Below are 23,154 nucleotides of genomic sequence, written 5' to 3' on the forward strand. Positions count from 1 at the left end.
AGAGATATTAGATAATGGGAAAAGGTAAAAATTCGCAGGCTAAAGCCTGCGCCTACCATTTTTTTGAAAATCTTCTGCTGGGGAGTCACACCTTTTAAGGTATAAAGTAAAAGCATTTTTAGAATATTGTTTCTATTATCCTTCCTATTATCTTCACCCTTAATTTTCCAAAAAAACAAAGGTTCTATAATTTTATGGTAGCCGCACCCTTTAGGGTGCGTAAAAATTCGCTTTAAGATTAAAATATGAAAAATAAAAAAAGTTTAAAAAATAATGATAGATAGGAAAATTGAGGTGAAAATGCAAAGGATTTTATAAAAAAATGCCTATGTTGAAAGATTTAAAGAGGAGTATACAGGAACATTTTGTAGAGGCACTTCTTGTAATCTTATTGAGCCAGAAAAATTCAATATTAACTTAATCAATTACCTGCTCTTTTATAACACTAAAAAACCCCATAAATCTTTAAATAATTTTTCTCCCCTTGATTATTTTTTAAAAACATATATTAATAATCCTTATCAGTCTAAAATGTTATGGTATTCTACAATAACTTGAAAAAAACTTAAAAAGAAATTAGAATTCAATATATAGGGAGGTAAAATTATGGAGAAAAAATGGATGGAATATTTATCAAAAGCTGTTGATGCTTTTATTGATGATATGAAAACAATTGTTCCTGAAGAAACTAAAACTCACCTAAGAAACTCAGTTAAGGAGTTCATGCTCGCTATTAAAGTCCTTATAGAGAAAAAAATTGAAAAGATTGAAGGAGAAAAAAAGAAGGAGGGACATAAGGTAGAAATTAAGGAAGCTTAAAAAATTAATGAGAATAATACTTTTCACAGGAAAAGGAGGGGTAGGTAAAACTACAATTGCCGCTGCAACAGGTGCATACGCCTCTATCCTGAATAAAAAAGTTCTCATTATTTCTGTTGATCCTGCTCACTCTCTTTCGGATGTTCTTGAAGTAGAGCTTGAAGCAGAACCAAAGGAAGTAAATAAAAATTTTTTTGCTCAAGAAGTTGATGTATATTACTCAGTTGAAAAATTTTGGGGGGAACTAAAAGATTACATAAGAGCCCTATTTCAGTGGAAAGGGGTTGACGAAATTTTAGCAGAAGAACTATCTGTTTTACCAGGTATGGAAGAAGTTTCCTCTTTTTTATGGATCAATAAACATTTAAAAGACGGAATTTATGATGTTATAATTCTTGATGCTGCACCAACAGGAGAAACTCTCAGATTTCTTTCAATTCCCGATGTTGCTAAATGGTGGATTGATAAAATCTTACCTATACAGAAAAAGATAGTTAAAGTTGTAAGACCCGCAGTAAAAGCTATCACAGATTTTCCTCTGCCAGAGGATGAAACATACGATGCCGCAGAAAATCTTTTTAATGACTTATTTTTTTTATATAAAACACTTCAGAATCCTGAAATCTCTTCAATAAGGCTTGTAGCAAACCCTGAAAAAATGGTTATGAGAGAAACAGAAAGAGCTTTTACCTATCTTCATTTATATGGTTATCCTGTGGATGCGGTTATATTAAATAGGGTTGTTGATGAAAATAATTTTCTTTATGAAATTCAGAAAAACTATCTTGAAAGGATAAAAACAAGTTTTGAGCCCCTTCCTTTATTTAAGGTTCCATATTATAACAAAGAAATTTTAGGTTTTGATAATCTTGTAAAGCTGGGTGAAGAAATTTATGGTTCAGAGGACCCTTTAAAGGTATTTTACAGGGATAGTCCCTTTGAAATTTTGAGTATGGATGGAAAGTATATTTTAAAACTTTATTTCAAGAACTTAAAAAAGGATAAAGCGTCTGTTTTTCAAAGGGGAGAAGACCTTGTTATAAGAATAGGTAATCAAAAAAGGCACTTTTATCTGCCAAGAGTTTTAACTTCTAAGATTGCAAAAGAAGCTATTATAAGGGATAATTCTCTTGATGTAATTTTTGAATAAATTATTAAAATTTATTTTCAATAACAGTAGGTCCTTTTATTTCCTCCCCATCTTTTATTATTGAATTCTTTATTGTAACAAAAGGACCAATCTTTGCTCTTTTTCCTATTTTGGTTTTTCCCATTAAATAAACCATCGGATAAATTACTGTGTCTTTACCAATTTCCACCTCAACTTCTATATAAGTTGTATCCATATCCATTATTGTAACGCCCTTTTCCATCCATTCTTTAATTATCCTATTTTTAAAAACTTTAAATACTCTTTCGTAATCTTCCCTTGTATTTATTCCCAAAATTTCTTCATGATCCTTCAAAGTATAGGTATCCACTTTTTCCTTCTTAGATACAAGTATTTCAATGCAATCAGTTATATAATATTCGCCTTTTAAATTATCAGGTTTAATTTCAACTATGGCTTCCTTTAATGCATTTACTTTAAAAATATAAACTCCTGCATTAACTTCCTTTATCTCTCTTTCTTTTTCTGTAGCATCTATTTCCTCAACAATTTTAAAAGGCTTTCCATTTTTTCTCAAAATTCTCCCATATCCAGTTGGGTCAGGTAGGAAAGCAGTTAAAAAGGTGCATGTATTTTTTTCTTTATTGTGTTTTTCTATTAAATTTTTAAGAGTTTCTGCTTTTAAAAGAGGTGTATCACCTGATAAAACGAGTATATCACTTTCTTCATCTATGTAATCAAGAGCAACTCTTACAGCATCACCTGTTCCCATGGGGACTTTCTGTTCTATAACTTTAACCTCTTGTGGTAAATTTTTTTTAAGTTCATCATAATTTTTTCCTGATACCACATATATTGGATTTAAGTTAATTTCTTTTAATTTATCAATAATATGAAATATAACAGGTTTTCCAAGAATTTCATGTAAGACCTTTGATTTTTCTGAATTAAATCTTTTACTTTTTCCACCTGCTAAAATAACAGGATAAATCATTTTACTTTTACAATCTCGTTTTTTTCATTAAAAAATAAAATTTTAGGTTTAAAATCTTTTATCTTTTCGGGCTCTAAATAAATAAAAGAAAAAACAAGAATTTTGTCACCTTTAATACCGAGCCTTGCAGTTCCGCCGTTTAAAATAACTTCTCCTTTCTTCCCTTTTATCACATAGGTTTCAAACCTCTTACCATTTGATAGGTTGACAACATAAACTGCCTCGTATTCTTTTATTCCTGCTTCCTTTATAACTTCCTCAGGTAAGGTTATTGACCCTTCATAGTTTAAATTTGTGTCTGTAACAATTAAGCCATGTAGTTTTGCTCTCAAAATCTTAATATACATATTACACTTCTCCCATATTCAGTTCTTCTTTAAGGCATTCTTTTAAATTGTCAAGCATTTCGCCAGGAATAATAAAATTAATGTAATTCATTGCCGTAGATGTAGCAAGTATTTTTATTTTGTTTGTTATAAATATATTCAACAAAGCTGCCATAACCCCTTTTTCTTCCATTAAATTTTTACCGTAAAAAGAAACAAGAGCAACATCCTCAAAACTTCTTAAAAATCCCCATTCGAGACTTTCAAGAATTTCATTAAAAGTCTCCTTTGCTTCATCTTTTAAATAAGGAGGAACTAAAACAGTTATCGTTGATTTTCCTCTTGAAGAAGGAGAGGTTAAAATATAGGGAAGTGATATCCCCTTATTACTTATTTTTTCAAAAACATCAAGAATTACACCTATTTTATCAGGAACATCAAGAAGTGTAAAGAGTGTAAGAGGGTGTTTTATAGTAAAAGAATCTATTTTCTTTTTCATAATATTAAAATAAAGATATACATTCGTTTATTTCACTTTCAATCATTTTTTCTGTTGCACCTATTAGAAGGTAATTTTCCTTGAAACCAAAAATTTTTAAAGGTATTCCAGGCATTATTCCCTTTTCTGAGATAGCTTTTTTCACAAATTCTTCGGCATCCTCTTTTAATTCAACTACAAATTCTCTGAAAATTTCCCCTTCAAAAACTGTCTTATAACCTTTGTTTAATAGAGCATTTCTTATTTTTATTGTATTCTGGTGAGTTTTAACTGCAACTTCCCTTAAGCCTTTCTGCCCCATATAGAGAATGTATACAAGAATAGCAAGGGCACATAACATCTGATTGGTGCATATATTACTTGTTGCTTTTTCCCTTCTTATATGTTGCTCTCTTGTTTGTAAAACCATCACATAACCTTCTTTTCCGTCAAGATCACAAGTTCTTCCAGCTATTCTTCCTGGCATCATTCTTATAAATTCTTTTTTAGTTGTAAATATTCCAGCATAGGGTCCTCCAAAAGAAAGGGGAAGACCAAGTGGTTGTCCCTCACACACAGCTATATCAGCATCATATTCACCAGGAGGCGAAATTATTGATATTGAAATAGGGTCAAATATAGAAATTAAAAGTATGTTTTTATTTTTTGTGATTCTTCTTATTTCAAAGGGATTTTCAAGAATACCAAAAAAATTTGGATGCTCAAAGGCAAAGCCTATTGTATCTTCATCTATTTTACTTTCTAAATCTTCAAAATCAACAGTTCCTTTTTGAGAAGAATATTTAACATATTCAATTTTTAGAGTAAAGGATGCATAGGTTTCTAAAACTTTCTTATAAAAAGGGTTGATGTTATCTGCTACAAGAATTTTATTTTTTTTGTTAATTCTTTTAGCCATAAGCACTGCTTCTGCAAAGGCTGAAGCACCATCATACATTGAAGAATTTGCTACATCCATTTGAGTTAATTCACAAATTGCAGTTTGAAATTCATACATTGCTTCAAGCGTTCCCTGAGATACTTCTGCCTGATAAGGGGTATAAGCTGTAAAAAAGGAAGGGTTTTTAATTATAAATCTTACAACAGGTGGTACGTAATGATCGTATGCTCCAGCTCCCCCAAAGATTTTCAATACTTTATTTTTAAGAGCAAGATCTTTTACATATTTTTCAATTTCAGATTCTGATAAAGCATAAGGTAAAGGTATTTCTTCTTTTAGTTTTATTTCATCTGGAATAACCCAGAGAAGCTCTTCAAAACTTTTTATATTTAAAAAATTTAAAATTTTTTTATAAGCTTCTTCCTGATTGGGTATAAATGGCATTTTTAGCTTTCTCCTATATGCTTTTTGTATTCCTCAGCAGAAAGAAGATTTTTAATTTCTTCTGTATCCTTTATTCTAATTTTAAAAATCCATCCATGTCCATAAGGGTCAGAATTTATTATACCAGGTTCACTTTCAAGTTCTTCATTTACTTCAATCACCTCTCCTGAAAGGGGAGAAAAAATATCTGCAACTGTTTTCACAGCTTCAATAGTTCCACAGGGCTCAAATTGCGTTACTTCTTGCCCAACAGAGGGAGGCTCTACATAAACTATATCAGAAAGTTCACTCTGAGCAAAATCAGTGATTCCAACTGTTGCAGTTTCACCTTCTATTTTAACCCATTCGTGCTCCTTTGTATATTTTAAATCTTCTGGTATATGCATTTTTCCCTCCTTCAATTTTGATTTAAATTTAAGGGATTTAAACCCAATTTTAAATTTTATAATATAGGATTATAATTGAAAAAATCAAAAAAATTTGGCATAATAGAAAATTAAAAAATGAAAGTTATACTTGCCATCTCAGGTGGAATAGATTCAAGTACTGCTTTATTTTTGCTTAAAAATATGGGAGCAGAAATTGAAGCAATAACTTTATTTCTATGGGATAAAAATTCCCATAAAAGATCATGTTGTTCTATTGAAGCTGTTCAGAGAGCAAGGAGAATATGTTATAGGTTAAAAGTTAAGCATACTGTAATTGATTCAAGAAGGGATTTTGAAGAAATTATAGTAAATAAAAGTTTTGTTGAAGAATATAAAAAAGGACTTACACCTAACCCCTGTGTTTTCTGTAATAGATTTTTTAAATTTGGGGCTTTATTAGAAGAAATGAAAAAAAGAAATTTTGATTACCTTGCTACAGGTCATTATGCAAGAATATATAAGGAAAATGGAAAATATTTCATAAGAAAAGCAAAAGATAAGGAGAAAGATCAGAGTTATTTTCTTTCAATGATTTTGCCTTTAGTTGTAAAACACCTAATTTTTCCTCTTGGTGATTTAACAAAAAAAGAAGTTTTAAATATTGCTGAAAGAGAAAATTTGCTTTTACCTTCCTATGAGGAATCCCAGGATTTATGTTTCATAGAAAAAAGCATTCAGGATTTTTTAAAGGAAAGACTGGGGGAAAAAAAAGGTTTTATTTTTTTTAAAGATAATGCAATAAAAGAGCACAGTGGTTTTTATAACTTTACAATAGGTCAAAGAAAAGGTTTAAATTTAAGTCTTGGTGAGAGAGTTTATGTTAAAAGTATTGATCCTGAAAAAAATGTTGTTGAAGTTGATGTTAAGAAAAATGTTATGAAAAAAGAAATATTAGTTGTTAAATTGAACCTGTTTGATAAAATAAAAGGAGAAAAAAAATTGAAGGTTAAAATAAGAAATTTACACAGGGAAAGTGATGCAAGAGTAAAATTTTATGATGATTATGCAGAGGTTAATTTTGAAGAGGAACAATTTGCACCTACTCCAGGACAGATAGCAGCATTTTATGATGATGATATACTTCTCGGGGGTGGGGTAATTTATGAAAAGAGATAAGATTCTTATTATTGATTTTGGCTCACAATATACAATGTTAATTGCAAGAAGAATAAGAGAGCTTAATGTTTATTCAGTTATTCTTTCACCTTTTGAAGAAAATTTAATAGAAAAAGTAAATGCTGATGATGTAAAGGGAATAATTCTATCAGGTGGTCCAAGTAGTGTTTATGATGAGTCTGCTCCTAAAATTCCTATTGAGATTTTTAATTCAGAAAAACCTATACTTGGAATCTGTTATGGTTTACAGCTTATTGCCCATTTACTCGGTGGAAAGGTTTCAAAATCAAAAAAGAGAGAATATGGTTATGCTCTCTTTAAAGTTATAAGAAATTCAATACTTTTTGATGGGGTAGAAAGAAAATTTCAAGTGTGGATGAGTCACGGAGATTATGTGGAAAAGCTTCCAGAAGGTTTTGTATGTACAGGAAAAACAGAAGATTCGCCTTATGCATCCATAGAGAATAAAAAATTAAAAATCTACGGAACTCAATTTCATCCAGAGGTTTATCATACGAAAAATGGGAAAAAGATAATTAAAAATTTTATTTTTAAAATAGCAGGTGCTAAAAGAGAATGGAAGATTGGTAGGTTTATTGAAGAAAAAATAAAAGAAATAAGAGAGAAGGTTAGAGATAAACCCTGTTTTCTTGCTCTATCGGGTGGTGTTGATTCTTCTGTTCTTGCTTTTCTTCTCAGAAAATCAATACCAGAAAATTTTTATCCAATTTTTGTGGATACAGGTTTATTAAAGGAAAAGGAAAAAGAAAGAGTTGAAAGAATTTTTAAAGATTTCAAAAATTTGAAAATTGTGGAGGCAAAGGATGATTTTTTAAATGCACTCAAAGGTGTTAAGGATCCTGAAGAAAAGAGAAAAATAATAGGTAAAGTTTTTTTTGAAGTATTTGAAAGAGAAGCAAGAAGTATTAGTAAGGAAAAAGGTGAAAAAATTGGTTTTTTAGCCCAAGGAACTCTTTATCCTGATTTGATTGAGTCAAAAAGCTATAAGGGACCCTCAAGTAAAATAAAAACCCATCATAATGTGGGTGGTGTTCCAGAAAAGCATCCCTTTATTTTAATTGAGCCCTTTAAAGAACTTTTTAAGGATGAGGTAAGAACTATAGGTAAAAAATTAAAAGTTCCTGATGAGATAATTAAAAGACATCCTTTTCCCGGTCCTGGTATGGCAGTGAGAATAATTGGTGAAATTAATGAAGAGAAACTGGAAATTATAAAAAAAGCAGATTTAATTGTAGAGGAAGAAATAAAAAGAGCAAAGCTTTACGATAAATTGTGGCAGGTTTTTCCTGTTCTTTTACCTGTAAAATCAGTAGGAGTAATGGGTGATACAAGGACTTATGAAAATGTTATTGCCATAAGGGCTGTTAAAAGTGTTGATGGAATGACTGCTGATTGGGCAAAACTCCCCTATTTTTTACTTGATAAAATAGCAAGGAGAATAATCGGAGAAATAAAAGGTGTCAATAGGGTGGTTTATGATATAACTTCAAAACCTCCTTCAACAATAGAATGGGAGTGATTGAAGTAGCTTATAAAATATTATCATTTTTAAGTTATCCTTTAGGCAAGAATAGAATTAAAGATTTCAGAGCAGATAAAGATTCAATATGGTTTCATGCTGCTTCTCTTGGTGAAGTTATTTCAATAAAGCCTTTAATAGATTATTTTAAAGGAAAAGGTATATCTTTTTTTTTAACCACAATGACAGAATCAGGAAAAAAATTAGCAGAAGAAGATTTTAAAGGTAATGTTTTTTTGTTTCCTTATGATAATCCCCTTTTTATAAAAGAAATTTTAAAAAAATCTAAGTTAATAGTTTTTGCTGAAAGTGAGTTCTGGCCGAATACAATTCTTGAAATAAGGAAAAATAAAAAAAGAATAATTCTTGTTAATGGTAGAATTTCTGAGAACTCTTTTAGAAAGTGGAAGGTTTTTAAAAATTTTTTTAAGAAAATTTTATTTTGTTTTGATAGATTTTTTGTAATAAGCAGTAAAGAAAAAAAATATTTAAAATATTTCGGAGCCGATAATAAAAAGATTTTTGTATCCGGAAATTTGAAACTTTTAAGTATAAAAAGAGAAGTCCTTCCTCTTTTTGATAAGCCCTTTGATTTTACCATCACTTTTGCAAGTGTAAGATCAGGTGAGTTTAAGGGTTTAGTAAATTTTATAGAAAAAGTTATAAAGATAAATGAAAAGATTGGTTTTATAATAGCTGTTAGACATTTAAGCACCCTAATTTTACTTGAAAACATTTTAAGGGTTAAAAATATTGAATATGTGAAATTTACTGAAAATAGAGAAAAAATAAAAGAAAAAAAGAGGGTTTTAATTCTTGATACTCTCGGAGACTTGATAAGAGTTTATCCTGTAAGTGATGCTGTTATTGTAGGTGGAACTTTTGCTCCCTATGGTGGTCACAATTTACTTGAACCAGCACAGTTTGGTGTCCCTGTTTTTTTTGGACCATATACTTCTAATGTCAAAGGTATGGAGGAAATTTTGTTAAAGGAAAGGGGCGGAATAAAGTGTAAAACTTTTGATGAACTTTTTGAAATTTTTTTGAAATTCGTAAATGACAAAAAGGAAATAGAAAATTTAGGCAGGAATGCAAAAAGGGCTTTTGAAAGGGCAAGAAAGATTACTGAGAATGGTTTTAATGAGATAGTAAAGTATCTGGAAAGTAATTTATGAGGAAGATAGTTATTGCGATAGATGGAACAGCTGGAAGTGGTAAGACAACTCTTTGTTTGAAACTTGCATATCTTTTAAATTATGTTCCAGTTTTAACAGGAAAACTTTATAGGAGTATAGGAGTATATATAAAGAGAAACAATTTAAAGCCAGAAGAGATCAAAAATAAAATAAAAAATTTAAAGGTGGATTATAAATTTGAAGGAGTTCCTAAGGTTTTTGTTAATGGAATTGATTTAACAGAGGAACTTGAAGACCCTGTTGTTGAAAGGATAACTTCAGAGATTGCTGAATATAAAGAGGTGAGAGAACATCTTTTTCATGTTCAGAGAAAGTTTATTGAAAAAAAGGGAGTTGTTATGGAAGGAAGAGATATAGGAACTGTAATAGCAAGGGATGCAGATTTAAAAATTTATATAGATGCCGATGTGATGGTAAGGGCTCAAAGGAGATATAGAGATTTTTTAAAAAGAGGAGAGAAAATAGATTTTGAGAGAGTTTTCTTAGAACTGGAGAAAAGGGATAAAAGAGATAAATCAAGGGAAAATGCTCCTCTTAAAATACCTGAAGATGCCTATTTTATTGATACAACAAATAAAAAAATAGAAGATGTTTTAATTTTATGTTTAAAACTTGCTTATGAAAAGATATATAAATCAAGAGAAAAATTCAGATGGAAATTTGCTTATTATTTTGCCTATACTTTTATAAAATGGCTTTTTGGAATGAAAATAGAAGGAAGAAAAAATTTATTTAAAGAAGGTCCCTGCATTATAACACCCAATCATACAACTTTTTGGGATCCTCCTTTTGTTGCCTTTGCAGCAAAAAGAGAAAGTTATTTTTTGGCAAAGATTGATCTTTTTTTACTAAATCCCCTTTTTGCATGGCTCATAAGAACCTTCAATGCAATTCCAATAAAAAGAGGAATAGGTGCTGTGAGTGCTTATGAAAAAGCAGAAGAATTACTTGAAAGTGGTAAGATGGTTATAATTTTTCCAGAGGGAACAAGGAGTAAAACTGGTACTCTTCTTCCATTTAAAAAGGGTGCAGCTTCACTCTCATGTAATTTAAGAGTTCCTGTTATTCCTGCTTATATAAAAAATGTAAGAGAAAATCCATTAGAATGGATACTGAGAAAAAAAAGACTATCAGTAAAATTCGGAGTCCCCCTTTTACCTTTTGGAAATACAAAAGAATATATTGAAGAATTTAATAAAAAAATAGAAGAAGAAGTTAAAAAACTTTCTTTAACTTGAAATTTTGTCTTAAAATGCTTAATAATAAAATTCACAATTTCCTCTCCTTTAAGGTTCAAATCCACTATAGGGGAGAGGAAATGAGGGAGGATTATTTTTAATGAAAGGTGAAGATTTAAAAAATCTTGATGAATTTCTCTCACAGACTTTTAAAACTATAAAGGAAGGAGATATTGTAAAAGGTAAAGTTCTTAAAGTTGGTGAAAGGGAAATTTATTTTGATCTTGGTGTAAAAGCAGAAGGAGTTTGTCCCAAGGATGAATTTAAAAATCCAGAGGAAATAAAACCAGGGGATGAAGTTTTGCTTTATGTTGAAGATCCTGATGGTCCTGATGGTTTTGTAATTCTTTCAAAACACAAATCAGATTTTGAACTTGCATGGGATAAAATAAGTGAATCCTACGAGAAAAATAAGACAGTTACAGGTAAAGTTCTTAGAAGGGTTAAAGGAGGATTAATTGTTGATGTTTTTGGTGTTGATGCCTTTATGCCTGGTTCCCAAATCGATGTGAAACCTGTAAGAAATATAAATCTTCTTGTAGGAAAGAATATTCATTTTAAAATTCTGAAAGTAAATAAGGAGAGAAAAAATATAGTTGCCTCAAGGAAAGCCTACATAGAGGAAGAGTTAGAAATGAAGAAAAATATGATAGAAGAAAAGTACAAGGAAGGTGAAATTGTAGAAGGAGAAGTGAAGATGGTTTCAAACACAGGAGTAATCCTTGAGCTTGAAAATGTTGAAGGTTTTATTCCTTTAAGTGAATTATCTTCAAGGAGGGTAAAAAATGCAAAGGAAGTAGTAAGAGTTGGAGAAAAGATAAAGGCAAAGGTTATTGATAAAGATCTTGAAAGATTAAGAGTTATTTTATCTCTTAAAGATTTAATACCGGAAAAATGGGAGGAAATAGAGAAAAATTATCCAATAGGTAAAAGAATAAAAGGGATAGTTAGGAAAATTTTACCTTATGGAGTTTTAGTTGAAATAGAAAAGGATATTCTCGGTTTCTGCCATATAAGTGAACTTTCTTGGAAAAAGATAAAAGATCCTTCAGAAGTTGTTAGAGAAGGAGATTTAGTTGAAGCTCTTATTCTTGATGTTGATAAGGAGAAAATGAGAATTGCCCTTGGAATAAAACAGACACAGCCTGATCCCTGGACATATATTGAAGAAAAATTCCCGAGGGGATCTATTGTAAAAGGTAAGGTTGTAGGATTTGATAATTTCGGTGCAATAATTGAACTTGATGATGGAGTCGAGGGTTATTTACATACATCTGATATTTCCTGGACAAGGAAATTTTCCAATCCCCAGGAAGCTTTAAGGCTGAATCAGAAGCTGAGATTAAAGGTTATGAATATTGATAAAAAGGCAAGACTTATAACCCTTTCCCTTAAACATCTTAGACCTGATCCATGGAAAGAAATTTTGAAAAGGTTAACACCTGAAACCACTTTAAAGGCTCCTATAATTAAAGTAAATGATAAAGGGTTAATTGTAGAGGTTGACAAAGGGCTTGAAGGTTTTGTTCCAGTTTCTCATCTCACAAGGAAAGGTAATGTAGCAGAAAATTATAAAGAAGGTGAAGAGATAAATCTTAAGGTATTAAAGGTTGAACCACAGAGGAAGAGAATTTTATTATCAGAAAAAGAGTTTGAAAGAATTATGCAGAAAAAAGAAATTGCAAAATACACTGAAAGTGGTCCTGCAAGAATAAATCTTGGAGAACTTTTGAAAGCAGAACTTGAAAAATTATCAAATATAGAAGAGGAAGAAGAAAAATAAACTTATTCTTGTAGAGAAGGTAAAATCGTTTCAAAGAAATTTCTTTCTATTTTTAAATCAGGTATTTCCTTTATCCATATTCTGAATTGATAATCATAAAAGAGTCCTGTTTTAGACCATCTTATTTCAAGGGAAAAGCAATGTAAATCTCTTGTTAGATTTAAGCTCTGTGATACGACTCTTTTTTCTTCGCTTGTATAAGTGAAATTGAAACTTAAACCCCACATTTTTGTAATTTTTCCGTTTATCTGTGCACTTAATAATTGTGTTTCCTTTGAAATATTTTTCTGATAGGTATAAGTACCTCCAAAGCTTAATTTTTCCTGCGAAGGCAAAATTTTATCTGTAAAAAATAAATTTATGTTGTAAGATAATCTTAAATCAGAACTTTCAATTCTTCCAGAATAAGGATTATAAATAAAAGAAGAGCTACCAGAAAAATTAAATGGTAAAGGTATTGTTCCTGTAAAATTTATATTTGAGAGTTTTTTTTCTTTTTTTAGAAAGTCATAATTAGAAGAAATAGAAAAATTAATTAAAGAATATTTTTTATTTTCCTTTTTAACATAATAATCATTTTTAAGACTCAAGTTCATACTTGATGAAGGATTTTTAGGTCCTTCTCCTTTGACATTTATTGCCCTAAAACCTGGTTTATAACTGTAACCTAAGGATAAAGTAGCAAGGTGGTAAAAGTTATCGAAAAACGGGGGTTTTATAATGGATTTTCCATAAAAGGTTATTGCAGAGGAAGTATTTAAGGATATACTATGTGAAACAGGGAACCTTTTATGCAAAGTATCCTCAGGATATATTTTCTGTGAAAAATTTGCTGAACTTGTCAAATTAAATATTCCAAGAATATTGTTTTGCAAAAAAATTCCCTGAGTCATACTTAAAAATTTATCCTCAGTTTTCTTAGTAGTATCTTCTGTTATTTTTCTTGAAAAATTTAATCCTCCCTGTAATCCCATTGGACCAATTTGTTTTCCAAACAGATTAAGAGAAAGGTAAGGCACTCTTGTTTCCTTTCTCTTATTTAAAAAATCATTTCTGTGATCAAGAGTTAAGTTTAATGATGATATTTTAAAATTTTTAGAAAAAGCCAAAAAGGAATATGCTTCACTTTTAAGTCTTTCAGGTCTGTATTCAGAATAATCAGTTATATAGGTCCTATCCGATATAAAGTCAGCCTTTGCTTGCATTTTAATATTAAAAGGCAAATTTTGTGAATGAATTCCGTTTATACTCCATCTTTCCCTTTTTGGATTAATTTCCCTTGTAAATGTTCCATTTATATTACCTTCAAGGGCTTTAAAAATTTTATATTCATAATCGCTTAATATAGTTACTCCTTTTCTTTCATAAATGTCAAATCCAAAGGTAAAGTCCATATAGTTATTTATTACCCAGTAATAGGTAATGTTTTTGAGGTATAACCCTAAAAGAGAATTTCTCCCTGGTTTTGGAGTTAAAAATCCTGATTTTCTTTCTCTTGTTGCAGGAAAAATCCAGAAAGGAAGGTATAAAACAGGGAAATCCTTTATAAACATGATAACAGGTTGTGCGATTATATCTTTTTTAGGGATGGTTTTTACCTTACTTGATAAAAAGAAATAGTGAGGTGAATCTAAATCACATGTTGTATAGTGTGCTTTAAAGGCTTTTAAATTATCCTTATCAACTTTAAAAATTTCTTCTGCCCATAATATTCCTTTTTCAATTTTAGTTTTTCCTTTTGTTACTTTTCCTTTTTGAGTTTGTAAGTTATATAAAATTTTTTCTCCCTTTAAGGAATCCTTTCCTGATTTTAATTTGGCGTTTCCGTAAGCATACATAAGATTTTTTTCCTGATAAAATAAAACTGTATCAGAGTAAAGGGTTATGTTTTCGTAATCAATTTTTACATTTCTATATAGATAAAATATTTTTTTCCCTGCATCATAAAATAGGGAGTCAGCCTGAAATTTAATTGGTTTAAATAAAATTAAATAGATTATTAATCCCAAAGAATGTTAAGAATTTTTATTATTTTCTTTTTCAATTCTCTTCTATCAATTACCTCATCAATCATCCCGTGTTCAAACTGAAATTCTGCTCTCTGAAATCCTTCAGGTAGTTTTTGTTTTATTGTTTGTTCAATTACCCTTGGTCCTGCAAAACCAAGTAGAGCTCCTTTTTCCGCAAGGGATATATCTCCAAGCGCTGCAAAGGAAGCCATTACACCTCCCATTGTTGGATCGCAGAGCACGGTTATATAAGGCAATCTATTTTCCTCAAGTAATTTGATACCTATATTTGTTTTTACAAGTTGCATAAGGGAAAGAATTCCTTCCTGCATTCTTGCTCCACCACCTGAAGAAGTTATTGAAATTAAAGGTAGTTTTTCTCTGCCTGCATACTCGCATATTCGGAAAAATTTTTCTCCATAGGCAGATCCCATGCTACCACCCATAAAGGAAAAGTCTGAAGCAAATACTGAGACTGAAAACTTTCCAATTTTCCCTTTTCCTGTTATACATGCTTCATTTAATCCTGTTTCTTCTTTTGCTTTTTTAATTTTCTTTTTATATTCAGGAAAATTTAAAGGGTCGTCTGATTCAATATTTTTAAAGAGTTCTTCAAAGGAATTTTCCTCAAATAAAATTTCAATGTATTTTTTAGCAGGTATTCTGAAATGGAAGGAGCATTTTGGACAAACCCATAGATTTTTTTCAAGCTGAGCCAAATGAAGGGTTTCCTTGCAACTGTCACACTTTCTCCACACTTCTGCCACTATTTCCTTTTTATCAGGTTTAAAAGGTTTTCTGAAGAACATAAACTATTATAAAGTATGTCTTATAATTAATTCATGAAAGAATTTACTTTAAGAGCAGTGATTCTTGGTATTCTTTTATCAATAATTTTTGGTGCAAGTAACGCCTATCTCGGTCTTAAAGCTGGTATGACCGTATCTGCTTCAATTCCTGCTGCCTGTGTTTCAATGGCTATTTTAAGGGGAATTTTAAAAAAAGGAACAATTCTTGAAAATAACATTGTTCAGACAATTGCATCAGCAGGTGAATCCCTTGCAGCTGGAATAATTTTTACAATACCTGCTCTTATTCTGTTAGGAATAAATCCTTCAATTTTTTATATTTTTCTTACATCACTTTTAGGAGGAATTCTCGGTGTAGTATTTATGATACTTGTAAGGAAAAAATTTATTGAGGAAGAGGATAAAGATTTACCTTTTCCTGAGGGAAGAGCCTGTGCTGAAGTATTAAAGGCAGGTGATGAAGGGGGAGAAAAGGCTAAAAGTGTTTTTGAAGGCATTTTTTCAGGTTTTTTATATAGATTTTTTGCCTTAGGATTTAAATTGTTTCCTGATGTTTTTTATTTTAATTTTAAAAATAAAATTAACTTGGGTTTTGAAAATTCCCCTGCCCTTTTAGGTGTGGGAATTATTCTCGGTAGAAGGATTTCCTTTTTTCTTCTTGGGGGAGGTCTTTTAGGATGGTTTGTTTTAATTCCCCTAATAGGTAATTATTTTCAGGAGGCTAAACTTTTAGATCCCCATACCATATGGAGCAAATATATAAGATATATAGGTGCAGGAGCAGTATTTGCAGGTGGTTTTATTTCTTTTTTAAAAATTCTTTTACCTTTATTTAAGGAAAGAAGTTTTTATTCCTTTAGACCAGGAAAAAAAGATCTTCCTTTCTCTTTTATTTTTATTTCTTCCTTAATTATTTATCTTTTAATTTCAATTTTACCTTTCTTTAATCAAAACTTTTTTACCTCTTTACTTATAGTTATTTTTTCCTTGATTTTTGTCGTGGTTTCTTCAAGAATTGTAGGTCTTGTTGGCTCTTCTTCAAATCCGGTTTCAGGTATGACAATTGCTACACTTTTTACTTTCAGTTTAATAATCTATTCCCTCGGTGGAAGAGGTTTTCCTGCTATGATAGCTTCTCTTACAACAGGTGCTTTTGTGTGTATTTCAGCGGCAATTGCTGGTGATATTTCTCAGGATTTGAAAACAGGTTATCTTGTTGGAGCAACACCAAAATTACAAGAAATTGGAGAAATAATAGGTGTTTTAACTTCCTCAATTTTTATAGGTTTTACTCTTTTTTTATTACATAAGGCTTATGTTATTGGAAGCGAAAAACTTTCTGCACCACAAGCAACGCTTATGTCACTTATTGTAAAGGGTATTTTTGAAGGTAATATGCCCTTTAATCTTTTCTTCTCAGGAATTATGATAACAGTTTTTCTTGAAATTCTTGGCATATCTTCTTTACCTGTTGCTGTTGGACTTTACCTTCCACTTTCCCTTTCAACTCCTATTGCCCTTGGTGGTATTATCTCTGATTTAATAAAGAAAAAGGAAAAAGGAGTTTTACTTGCTTCTGGTTTTGTTGCAGGTGATGCTATAAGTGGAATAATTCTCGCAATAATAATTCTATCAGGAATTTCTCTTTTTAATTTTAATATTTTGAATCCTCTTTTCGGGGTAATTTCCCTTTTAATCTTTTCTATCTATACATTTTTTAGATTAAAATAAAATTTATAGAAGATATGATTGAGGTCATAAATATAAAAAAATTTTTTAAAACACAAAAGGATATAATAAAGGCAGTTAATGGTGTTTCTTTTACGGTTAAAAGAGGCGAAATATTTGCTTTACTCGGTCCAAATGGAGCAGGAAAAACAACGAGTTTAAGAATAATAGCAGGAATAATGAAACCTGATGAAGGTAGTGTCCTGATAAATGGAATAGATATTTCAAAAGAGGAGGATAAAGCAAAAAAATTTATAGGATACCTTCCCTCAGATACAGGACTTTATCCAAGGTTAAAGGTAATAGAGTTTATAGAAATTTTTTCAAAACTTTATTATCAAAATAAAATTGAAAAAAGAAAAATTGAAGAGGTGATTGAAAGAATGGAATTAAGTGAGTATAAGAATATGTTGATTGAGAAATTATCTCTTGGAAGTAAGCAGAAAGTTTTACTTATTCCTTTAATAATTTCTGAACCTGAAGTTTTGATACTTGATGAACCTGCAAAGGGTCTTGATGTTCCATCAGCTAAAGTTATTGAAGATTATCTGATAGAGTTAAAGAAAAAAGACAAAGCGATCCTGATATCAACACATGTGATGGAACAGGCTGAATATCTTGCAGATAGAATTGCTTTTTTATTTAAAGGTAAGATAAAGAAAATTTATGAAAAAGAAAAACTTATGTTTGAAAAGAAAAATAAATCTTTAAGGGAATTCTTTATGGAGGTGATGTATGAATGATTTTATTTTGATTTTTAGAAAAGAATTTCTTGAAGTTATAAGGGATAAAAGAACAATATTTAACCTTTTTGTTTTACCAGTAATTGGTATTCCACTTTTACTTGTGTTTGTTTCAAATTTAATCAGTGTAAAATCAAAGGAAACTTCAAAAATAGTAATTAAACCTTTTGAGGAATATGATAAAATAGAAAATCTGCTTAAAAAAGAAGGTTTTGAAATAGTTCTTTCTGAAAAACCTGAATCTTTAATTTTGAAGAATAATAATATTTTAGGTCTCATTTTTGAAAATAATGAATTTAAAATTTTATTCAATCCTAAAAGTCTTGAAAATTATAGAGAAATTAAAATTATAAAGAAGGTTTTAGTTGAATATAAAAATGAAAAGATAGAGGAATTTTTTAAGAAAGAAAATATTGAGAAACCTTTGTTCTTAGATTATGAAATAAAAGAAGTTCCGATTTATGTAAGGGAAGGTTTAAATGAAATTTTTTTCATTTTAATAGTTTTTTATTTTTTAATAATTCTTTTACAATCCTCAATTTATCCCTCAATTGAAGTTATAACAGGTGAGAAGGAAAGAAAAACAATGGAACTTCTATTATCCTATCCTGCAAAAAGATTTTATTTAATTTCAGGTAAACTACTGGTAGTTGTTTTACTTTCCTTTACTTCATCAATTCTTGCAATTCTTATTTATTTTTTTGTTTTCCCGAAGATTTTATTTTTTAATGTTCCACCTGAGTATAGGGAAAGTTTGAATGTATATTTTCCATCCTTTCACAGGGTATTTCTTCTTTTTATTTTTGTTCTTGTTCTTGCTTTTTTAATTTCTTCAATTAATATGGTTATTTCTTCTTTTGCAAGGACTTTTAAGGAAGCGCAATCCTTTCTTCAAGGCACTTTGCTTTTCTGGTTTATGCCCCTTTTTTTATTTCTTTTTTTAGTTCCTCAGGTAGATCTCCGTATATCTTTTATTCCTGTAATTAATTTTATTTATGTTACAAAACTTGTATTTGAAGGAGGGAAAATGTTTTATTTATTTTATTTAATTTCAATTATAACTAATTTAATAACATTTTTAATCTTATTTTTACTTTTAATCCGCTTATTTGAAAGGGAAGATATAATATTTAGAGTTTAGTTAATAATAAACTTTCTTTTAAGTTTTCCTTTCTCCTTTTCAATTATTACAAAGTAAATACCCTTTTTACTTTCCTTATAGGGTAAAAACTTTGTAAGTTTTTTATTCTTTACCTTTGTTTTGAAAAGGATCCTACCTGTTAAGTCAAGAATTTTTATTTCATAGGGAGAATAATCTGGCTGAGTGTATATAATTTTAATTCCTTCTTTTACATATTCCACATTCAATTTTTCTTTTAAATAAGAAATTTCTCCTTCTTTTATTCCAACATTTACATTTTGAACTCTTACCTTACCGTAAAGGGAAGGATTTTTAATCTGTGTAAGGGGAATATTCTGTAACCAGTAAGGATTTATATCTGCTTCTGAAGAATTTCTTCCCATTATAAAAAATCCAAAGGTATCTATGCTTGAATTTACATTTAAATATTCATCCAGTCCTGAACCTGAAAGGGAGAAAGGAATTTCTATTTCAAAATGTCTTTCCTCTCCAATCTCTGATATAGCAAAATTTAAATTTAAAGGATGGGATTGACCCTGCTGACCACCTGTAAAATAGGGAATAAATGTTGCGGTAAAAGAAGAACCTGATTGCTGGAATTTAATCTCACCTTCTGAAGTATTTGGTGAGGGTGGAAATTTTCCATCAGCATTATCATCAAAGATAATTCTTATGTAATCTGAACCTGAAGTTGTATCTTTTACCTTTATCCCTAAATATAAGGCATTTTCAGAATTTTTTATATAAAGAAAAGATTCCTGAATATTTCTTTTTCCGCCTATTTTTAAATAATCTGAAATATCAAGAATATATGCTGAGGACCATTCGTTGGGCTCTATTATGCCATCTATTGTTGGGGGAACACTTGAAAAAGGTGAGTTTAAAAAGTTTATTAATTCATAAGAAAAGAGTTTTTGTTTTAAAGTATCATTTTTGAACATCTGTTCACTTAAAGATGTTATGTAAGCATTTATATTATAGATACCATTAGAAAATTTGGTCTTGTAAACTGGAAAACTGTAAAAACTTGAACTTCCTGGAGATAAAGTAAGTCCCTGAATCTGGTATTCATATACAGGAATGGAAAGGGAATCTATCCTGAGTGTTAAATTAAAATTTTGTGAATAAAAACCCCTATTTGATACATATATGATAGGATTGATTAAACTGTCCTTTTTAATTATGAGAGGGAAATTTGAAGAATCCACTGAAATGTTATAAACTGGAACAACAGCAAGGTCAGCGTAAAAGTTGTTATTTAAATAGGTGATTCCTGTAACAGATACATAAGTGGTATTAAAATTATAATCCTTTGAATCAGGAATTGTATAGTTATCAAAGGATTTTTTATTGGTTGAACCTGGAAAAGGATCTTTTGGGTCACCTGGGTTATTATTTTTTTCAAGGTCCCAGTTTCCGTCAGCCTGTTCAAGGGCAACTTTATAGTGTCCAAAACTTGTATGTCCTGGATACCATTCATTTCTGTTATTTGGCTGGTTTTCATCTATATGAAATATTAAAAGACCTTCTCCTGGCAAATAGGAGTCAAATTTTATTTTTTTTCTGTATTCAACGAGAAAGTATTGTGGAGAGTTTGCACCATTTGTCCATAATCTGTAAGCAATAGGAGAGTTTTCAACAGGTAAAAAAAGAGCATTATTTATAATACTTGTAACATTTGTTGGTGAAAGGAAACCCAATTTATATTTACACCATACATCAAAATGGACAGGAGTTCTTCCATTATTACCCCAGGAACCTCCTGCCATCATGGACCAGTTTCCAAGTCCTTCAGAAGAATAATCTGTATCATAAAGGTCAGGGAGTCCTAAAACATGTCCGTATTCATGACCAAAAACACCCATCCTCCCATTTTCAGGTTCCATTGAGTATCTGTATGCTATAACACCATCTACTTGCACCCCGCCAGGAATAACCCAGGCATGTGACCATATATCATTTGGATTTCCTGTTTCTTCAGCTCCTGGACCAGCATGAACTATAAAAAGTCCATCAATATAACCATCGTTATTTCTATCAAACTGTGAGAAATCCACATAAGGGTCAGCAGCAAGCACTGCATCTCTTGCAAGTCCCTGAGCATTTCTTGGGTATGAACCAAAACCGTATTGACCATCAACATAGTAGGAGTAAGTTTGTGGCATCATTAACCAGTTTGAAACCCATCCCTTTATAAAGAAATTTCCATAGGAATTTTCAAGATAGTAGTCTGTAAGTGAGCCAGTAGAGTATGTTCCAACTGAAAAGAGCATATCCTCAAAGTGTGTGACAGTTGAATCGGCTAAATTATCTGTAAATTCAACAAGAATTACAGGAACATTGGCTGTATCTTGCTGTTTCATTAAAATTCTTATTCTGAATTTTTCTAAATTCTCATAATCAGGCTGATTGACACCTTTTTCTCTTGCCTCTTTTAGAACCTTTACCATTTTATCCCAATTTTCTTTTGTTAATTTATTCTTTAAATTTGGGTGCGGAGGCATTAAAAATATAAAAGTTATTAAAATTTTCATCCATTTACCTCCTCTAAATTTATTATAAAAACTAATTTAAAAAAAGTCAATATTTATTTTTTACCCAGAATCTCACTTGAATGACCGCCGAAAATCTTCGCTTTTGGGTCAATAAAGGCTTTGGCTGAGCCAGCAGCAATCGCAGCCTGCGCAAAGCCTGTAACTAAAAGTTTTGTATTTCCAAGACCCTCAACACTCACAATATCTCCACAGGCAAAAATTCCCTTTATACTTGTTTCCATTCTTGAATTTACCTTAATATACCTTCCATCCATTTCAAATCCCCAATCCTCAATTTTACCTATATTTGCCTTATATCCAAGAGCAAGAATAACAGCATCCACATCAATTTCTTCCTCTTTAAAAGTTTTATTTTGAAAAATAATAGCCTTTTTAACCCAGCTATCACCTTTAACTTCCTTTAATTCATAATTCAATTTAACTATACAAGGTGAATTGAAAAGTTCTTTTACAGAAGCTTCATGAGCTCTAAATTCCTCTCTCCTGTGAATTAATGTTACCTTTTCAGCAAGGGGATAAATATTTAAAGCCCAGTCAAGAGCAGAATCACCTCCACCTACAATTAAAACTTTTTTACCTTTAAATTCTTCAAAATTTTTTGCAAAATAATAAATTCCCTTACCCTCAAATTCATTTATACCCGGTCTATCAATTTTATTAGGGGTAAAAGCTCCGATCCCTGCTGAAATTATAATAGTTTTTGTATAATGCCTCTGTAGTTTATGGGTCTTTAAAACAAATATATCACCATCTTTTTCAAATTCTTCCACTTTTTCACCGAGAATAATTAAAGGATTAAACCTTTTAACCTGTTCATAAAGATTTTTAATAAAGTCCCTTGCTTTTATTTCAGGAAATCCAGGGATATCATAAATTGGTTTTTCAGGATATAGCATTGTTAATTGACCTCCTATTTCCTCGGTTGCCTCAATTATTTTGACTTTCATTTCCCTCATTCCACAATAGAAAGCAGCAAAAAGACCGATGGGTCCTCCACCAACTATTGTTACATCAAAAATTTCCCTTTCCATTTTATCTTATTAAAAATCCAGTTATTATTGGTGTATCCCTCAATGTGTATTTTCTCACTTCTGAACCTCTTAATTCAAAAACAAGTTCTGAAAAATTTATTATATCCTCTGTTTCATAAACAACGATAAATTCCTGGTCCTGAATTCCAAAGGAATATAAAAGTAATTGTTTTATTTCAGGATATTTTCTTCCAATTCTTATATGCTCATTCATCATACCCTGCCTTGTATCCATACTTAAAAGATACCATTCAGGAGTCTTTATAAAAGGGTAGATAATTAAATATTTTTTTCTCTCAGAAAAAACATCTATTTCTTGGGGTGATTTTCCTTTTGTGTAGATTGAAGGTTTTGTATAACCCCAGAGTGAAAGTTCTGATTTTAATTTATCTTTGAAATCTTTGAAAGATTCATAATAATCTCTCATAAAATTAAAAACAGTTTCACTACCTTCAATACTTTTAACGGTCCATATTAAAAAGTCATACTCACTCCTTGAAGGATATACCCTGTATAAAAATTTTCTTTCTGAAACTAATCCATCAAAAAATTTATTTATGACTTCCTCTTCACCTTTCAAAAAATTAAAGTGGCATAGAATTTTTTCTTTCATTTTTCCTTCAAATTCAATTCAATATATTCAAGAGGAAAACCGGGAACCTGATCAAAAATCTGGTAAATAGAAGCATCAAAATGGTCATTCATACCCACTTCAAGTTCAAGTTGAAGCTCACTTATCACATTGTTTTCAAAAGAGGAAAGTT

At 30.3% G+C, this 23,154-nt stretch carries 20 protein-coding genes; 10 read left to right on the forward strand and 10 right to left on the reverse strand.

The window, feature by feature from the left end:
• The first annotated feature begins 606 nt into the window (after positions 1-606).
• The gene (locus tag ABIN17_02925) at positions 607-819 is read left to right on the forward strand and encodes a hypothetical protein (GenBank protein ID MEO0284009.1); all 213 of its coding nucleotides are present in this window, start codon (positions 607-609) and stop codon (positions 817-819) included.
• Positions 820-826: 7 nt separating this feature from the next.
• The gene (locus ABIN17_02930; GenBank protein ID MEO0284010.1) at positions 827-1,969 is read left to right on the forward strand and encodes an ArsA family ATPase; all 1,143 of its coding nucleotides are present in this window, start codon (positions 827-829) and stop codon (positions 1,967-1,969) included.
• Between the two features lie 4 nt (positions 1,970-1,973).
• Here the strand turns inward: ABIN17_02930 and ABIN17_02935 are convergent, their stop codons facing one another.
• Genes ABIN17_02935 through gcvH form a run of 5 tightly spaced genes read right to left on the reverse strand, consistent with a single transcriptional unit; the run spans position 1,974 to position 5,459 of the window.
• Complete coding sequence (locus ABIN17_02935) at positions 1,974-2,924, reverse strand: NTP transferase domain-containing protein (GenBank protein ID MEO0284011.1); 951 nt, start codon at positions 2,922-2,924, stop codon at positions 1,974-1,976.
• Positions 2,921-3,271 (reverse strand): aspartate 1-decarboxylase, encoded by a 351-nt coding sequence (panD, locus tag ABIN17_02940; protein MEO0284012.1) that lies wholly within the window; start codon positions 3,269-3,271, stop codon positions 2,921-2,923. The genes ABIN17_02935 and panD overlap by 4 nt, the downstream gene beginning before the upstream one ends.
• A 1-nt stretch (position 3,272) precedes the next feature.
• Positions 3,273-3,749 carry a hypothetical protein gene (locus ABIN17_02945; GenBank protein ID MEO0284013.1) on the reverse strand — a complete coding sequence of 159 codons (477 nt, stop codon included), beginning with the start codon at positions 3,747-3,749 and terminating at the stop codon, positions 3,273-3,275.
• A 4-nt stretch (positions 3,750-3,753) separates the two neighbouring features.
• A complete protein-coding gene (gcvPA, locus tag ABIN17_02950; GenBank protein MEO0284014.1) occupies positions 3,754-5,073 on the reverse strand; it encodes an aminomethyl-transferring glycine dehydrogenase subunit GcvPA in 1,320 nt (439 codons plus the stop codon).
• A gap of 2 nt (positions 5,074-5,075) precedes the next feature.
• Positions 5,076-5,459 carry a glycine cleavage system protein GcvH gene (gene gcvH / locus ABIN17_02955; protein MEO0284015.1) on the reverse strand — a complete coding sequence of 128 codons (384 nt, stop codon included), beginning with the start codon at positions 5,457-5,459 and terminating at the stop codon, positions 5,076-5,078.
• 117 nt (positions 5,460-5,576) lie between these two features.
• Here gcvH and mnmA point away from each other — a divergent pair, with 117 nt between their 5' ends.
• The 5 genes from mnmA (at position 5,577) to ABIN17_02980 (ending at position 12,374) form a co-directional block, all read left to right on the forward strand.
• Positions 5,577-6,617, forward strand: a complete 1,041-nt coding sequence (gene mnmA / locus ABIN17_02960) for a tRNA 2-thiouridine(34) synthase MnmA (protein ID MEO0284016.1) — start codon at positions 5,577-5,579, stop codon at positions 6,615-6,617.
• Complete coding sequence (gene guaA / locus ABIN17_02965; GenBank protein ID MEO0284017.1) at positions 6,604-8,157, forward strand: glutamine-hydrolyzing GMP synthase; 1,554 nt, start codon at positions 6,604-6,606, stop codon at positions 8,155-8,157. Before mnmA ends, guaA begins: the two co-directional genes overlap by 14 nt.
• Entirely contained in the window at positions 8,148-9,332 is a 1,185-nt protein-coding gene (locus ABIN17_02970) for a glycosyltransferase N-terminal domain-containing protein (protein ID MEO0284018.1), read from the forward strand. Before guaA ends, ABIN17_02970 begins: the two co-directional genes overlap by 10 nt.
• Positions 9,329-10,591, forward strand: a complete 1,263-nt coding sequence (cmk, locus tag ABIN17_02975; GenBank protein ID MEO0284019.1) for a (d)CMP kinase — start codon at positions 9,329-9,331, stop codon at positions 10,589-10,591. Before ABIN17_02970 ends, cmk begins: the two co-directional genes overlap by 4 nt.
• Before the next feature lie 100 nt (positions 10,592-10,691).
• Positions 10,692-12,374 carry a 30S ribosomal protein S1 gene (locus ABIN17_02980; GenBank protein ID MEO0284020.1) on the forward strand — a complete coding sequence of 561 codons (1,683 nt, stop codon included), beginning with the start codon at positions 10,692-10,694 and terminating at the stop codon, positions 12,372-12,374.
• A 2-nt stretch (positions 12,375-12,376) separates the two neighbouring features.
• On the opposite strand, the gene ABIN17_02985 is transcribed toward ABIN17_02980, so the two are convergent.
• Both ABIN17_02985 and accD read right to left on the reverse strand, forming a co-directional pair.
• A complete protein-coding gene (locus ABIN17_02985; protein ID MEO0284021.1) occupies positions 12,377-14,383 on the reverse strand; it encodes a putative LPS assembly protein LptD in 2,007 nt (668 codons plus the stop codon).
• A complete protein-coding gene (gene accD / locus ABIN17_02990; GenBank protein MEO0284022.1) occupies positions 14,374-15,192 on the reverse strand; it encodes an acetyl-CoA carboxylase, carboxyltransferase subunit beta in 819 nt (272 codons plus the stop codon). Before accD ends, ABIN17_02985 begins: the two co-directional genes overlap by 10 nt.
• Before the next feature lie 33 nt (positions 15,193-15,225).
• Between accD and ABIN17_02995 the strand changes: the two genes are divergently transcribed.
• The 3 genes from ABIN17_02995 to ABIN17_03005 are packed head-to-tail and all read left to right on the forward strand — an operon-like array spanning position 15,226 to position 18,804.
• A complete protein-coding gene (locus ABIN17_02995) occupies positions 15,226-16,923 on the forward strand; it encodes an oligopeptide transporter, OPT family (GenBank protein MEO0284023.1) in 1,698 nt (565 codons plus the stop codon).
• Positions 16,924-16,937: 14 nt separating this feature from the next.
• Complete coding sequence (locus ABIN17_03000; protein MEO0284024.1) at positions 16,938-17,663, forward strand: ABC transporter ATP-binding protein; 726 nt, start codon at positions 16,938-16,940, stop codon at positions 17,661-17,663.
• On the forward strand, positions 17,656-18,804 hold the full coding sequence (locus ABIN17_03005) for an ABC transporter permease subunit (GenBank protein MEO0284025.1): 1,149 nt from the start codon (positions 17,656-17,658) through the stop codon (positions 18,802-18,804). Before ABIN17_03000 ends, ABIN17_03005 begins: the two co-directional genes overlap by 8 nt.
• Here the strand turns inward: ABIN17_03005 and ABIN17_03010 are convergent.
• From ABIN17_03010 to ABIN17_03020, 3 genes are read right to left on the reverse strand one after another with little or no spacing between them, the layout of a single operon-like run.
• The gene (locus tag ABIN17_03010; protein MEO0284026.1) at positions 18,801-21,338 is read right to left on the reverse strand and encodes a M6 family metalloprotease domain-containing protein; all 2,538 of its coding nucleotides are present in this window, start codon (positions 21,336-21,338) and stop codon (positions 18,801-18,803) included. The two genes, ABIN17_03005 and ABIN17_03010, sit on opposite strands and share 4 nt — an antisense overlap.
• Positions 21,339-21,391: 53 nt before the next feature.
• Complete coding sequence (locus ABIN17_03015; GenBank protein ID MEO0284027.1) at positions 21,392-22,390, reverse strand: NAD(P)/FAD-dependent oxidoreductase; 999 nt, start codon at positions 22,388-22,390, stop codon at positions 21,392-21,394.
• A 1-nt stretch (position 22,391) separates the two neighbouring features.
• Positions 22,392-23,003 carry a chlorite dismutase family protein gene (locus ABIN17_03020; GenBank protein MEO0284028.1) on the reverse strand — a complete coding sequence of 204 codons (612 nt, stop codon included), beginning with the start codon at positions 23,001-23,003 and terminating at the stop codon, positions 22,392-22,394.
• Between the last annotated feature and the right edge of the window lie 151 nt (positions 23,004-23,154).

This window comes from candidate division WOR-3 bacterium, from assembly GCA_039803925.1.
Lineage (GTDB): Bacteria > Hydrothermota > Hydrothermia > Hydrothermales > JAJRUZ01 > JBCNVI01.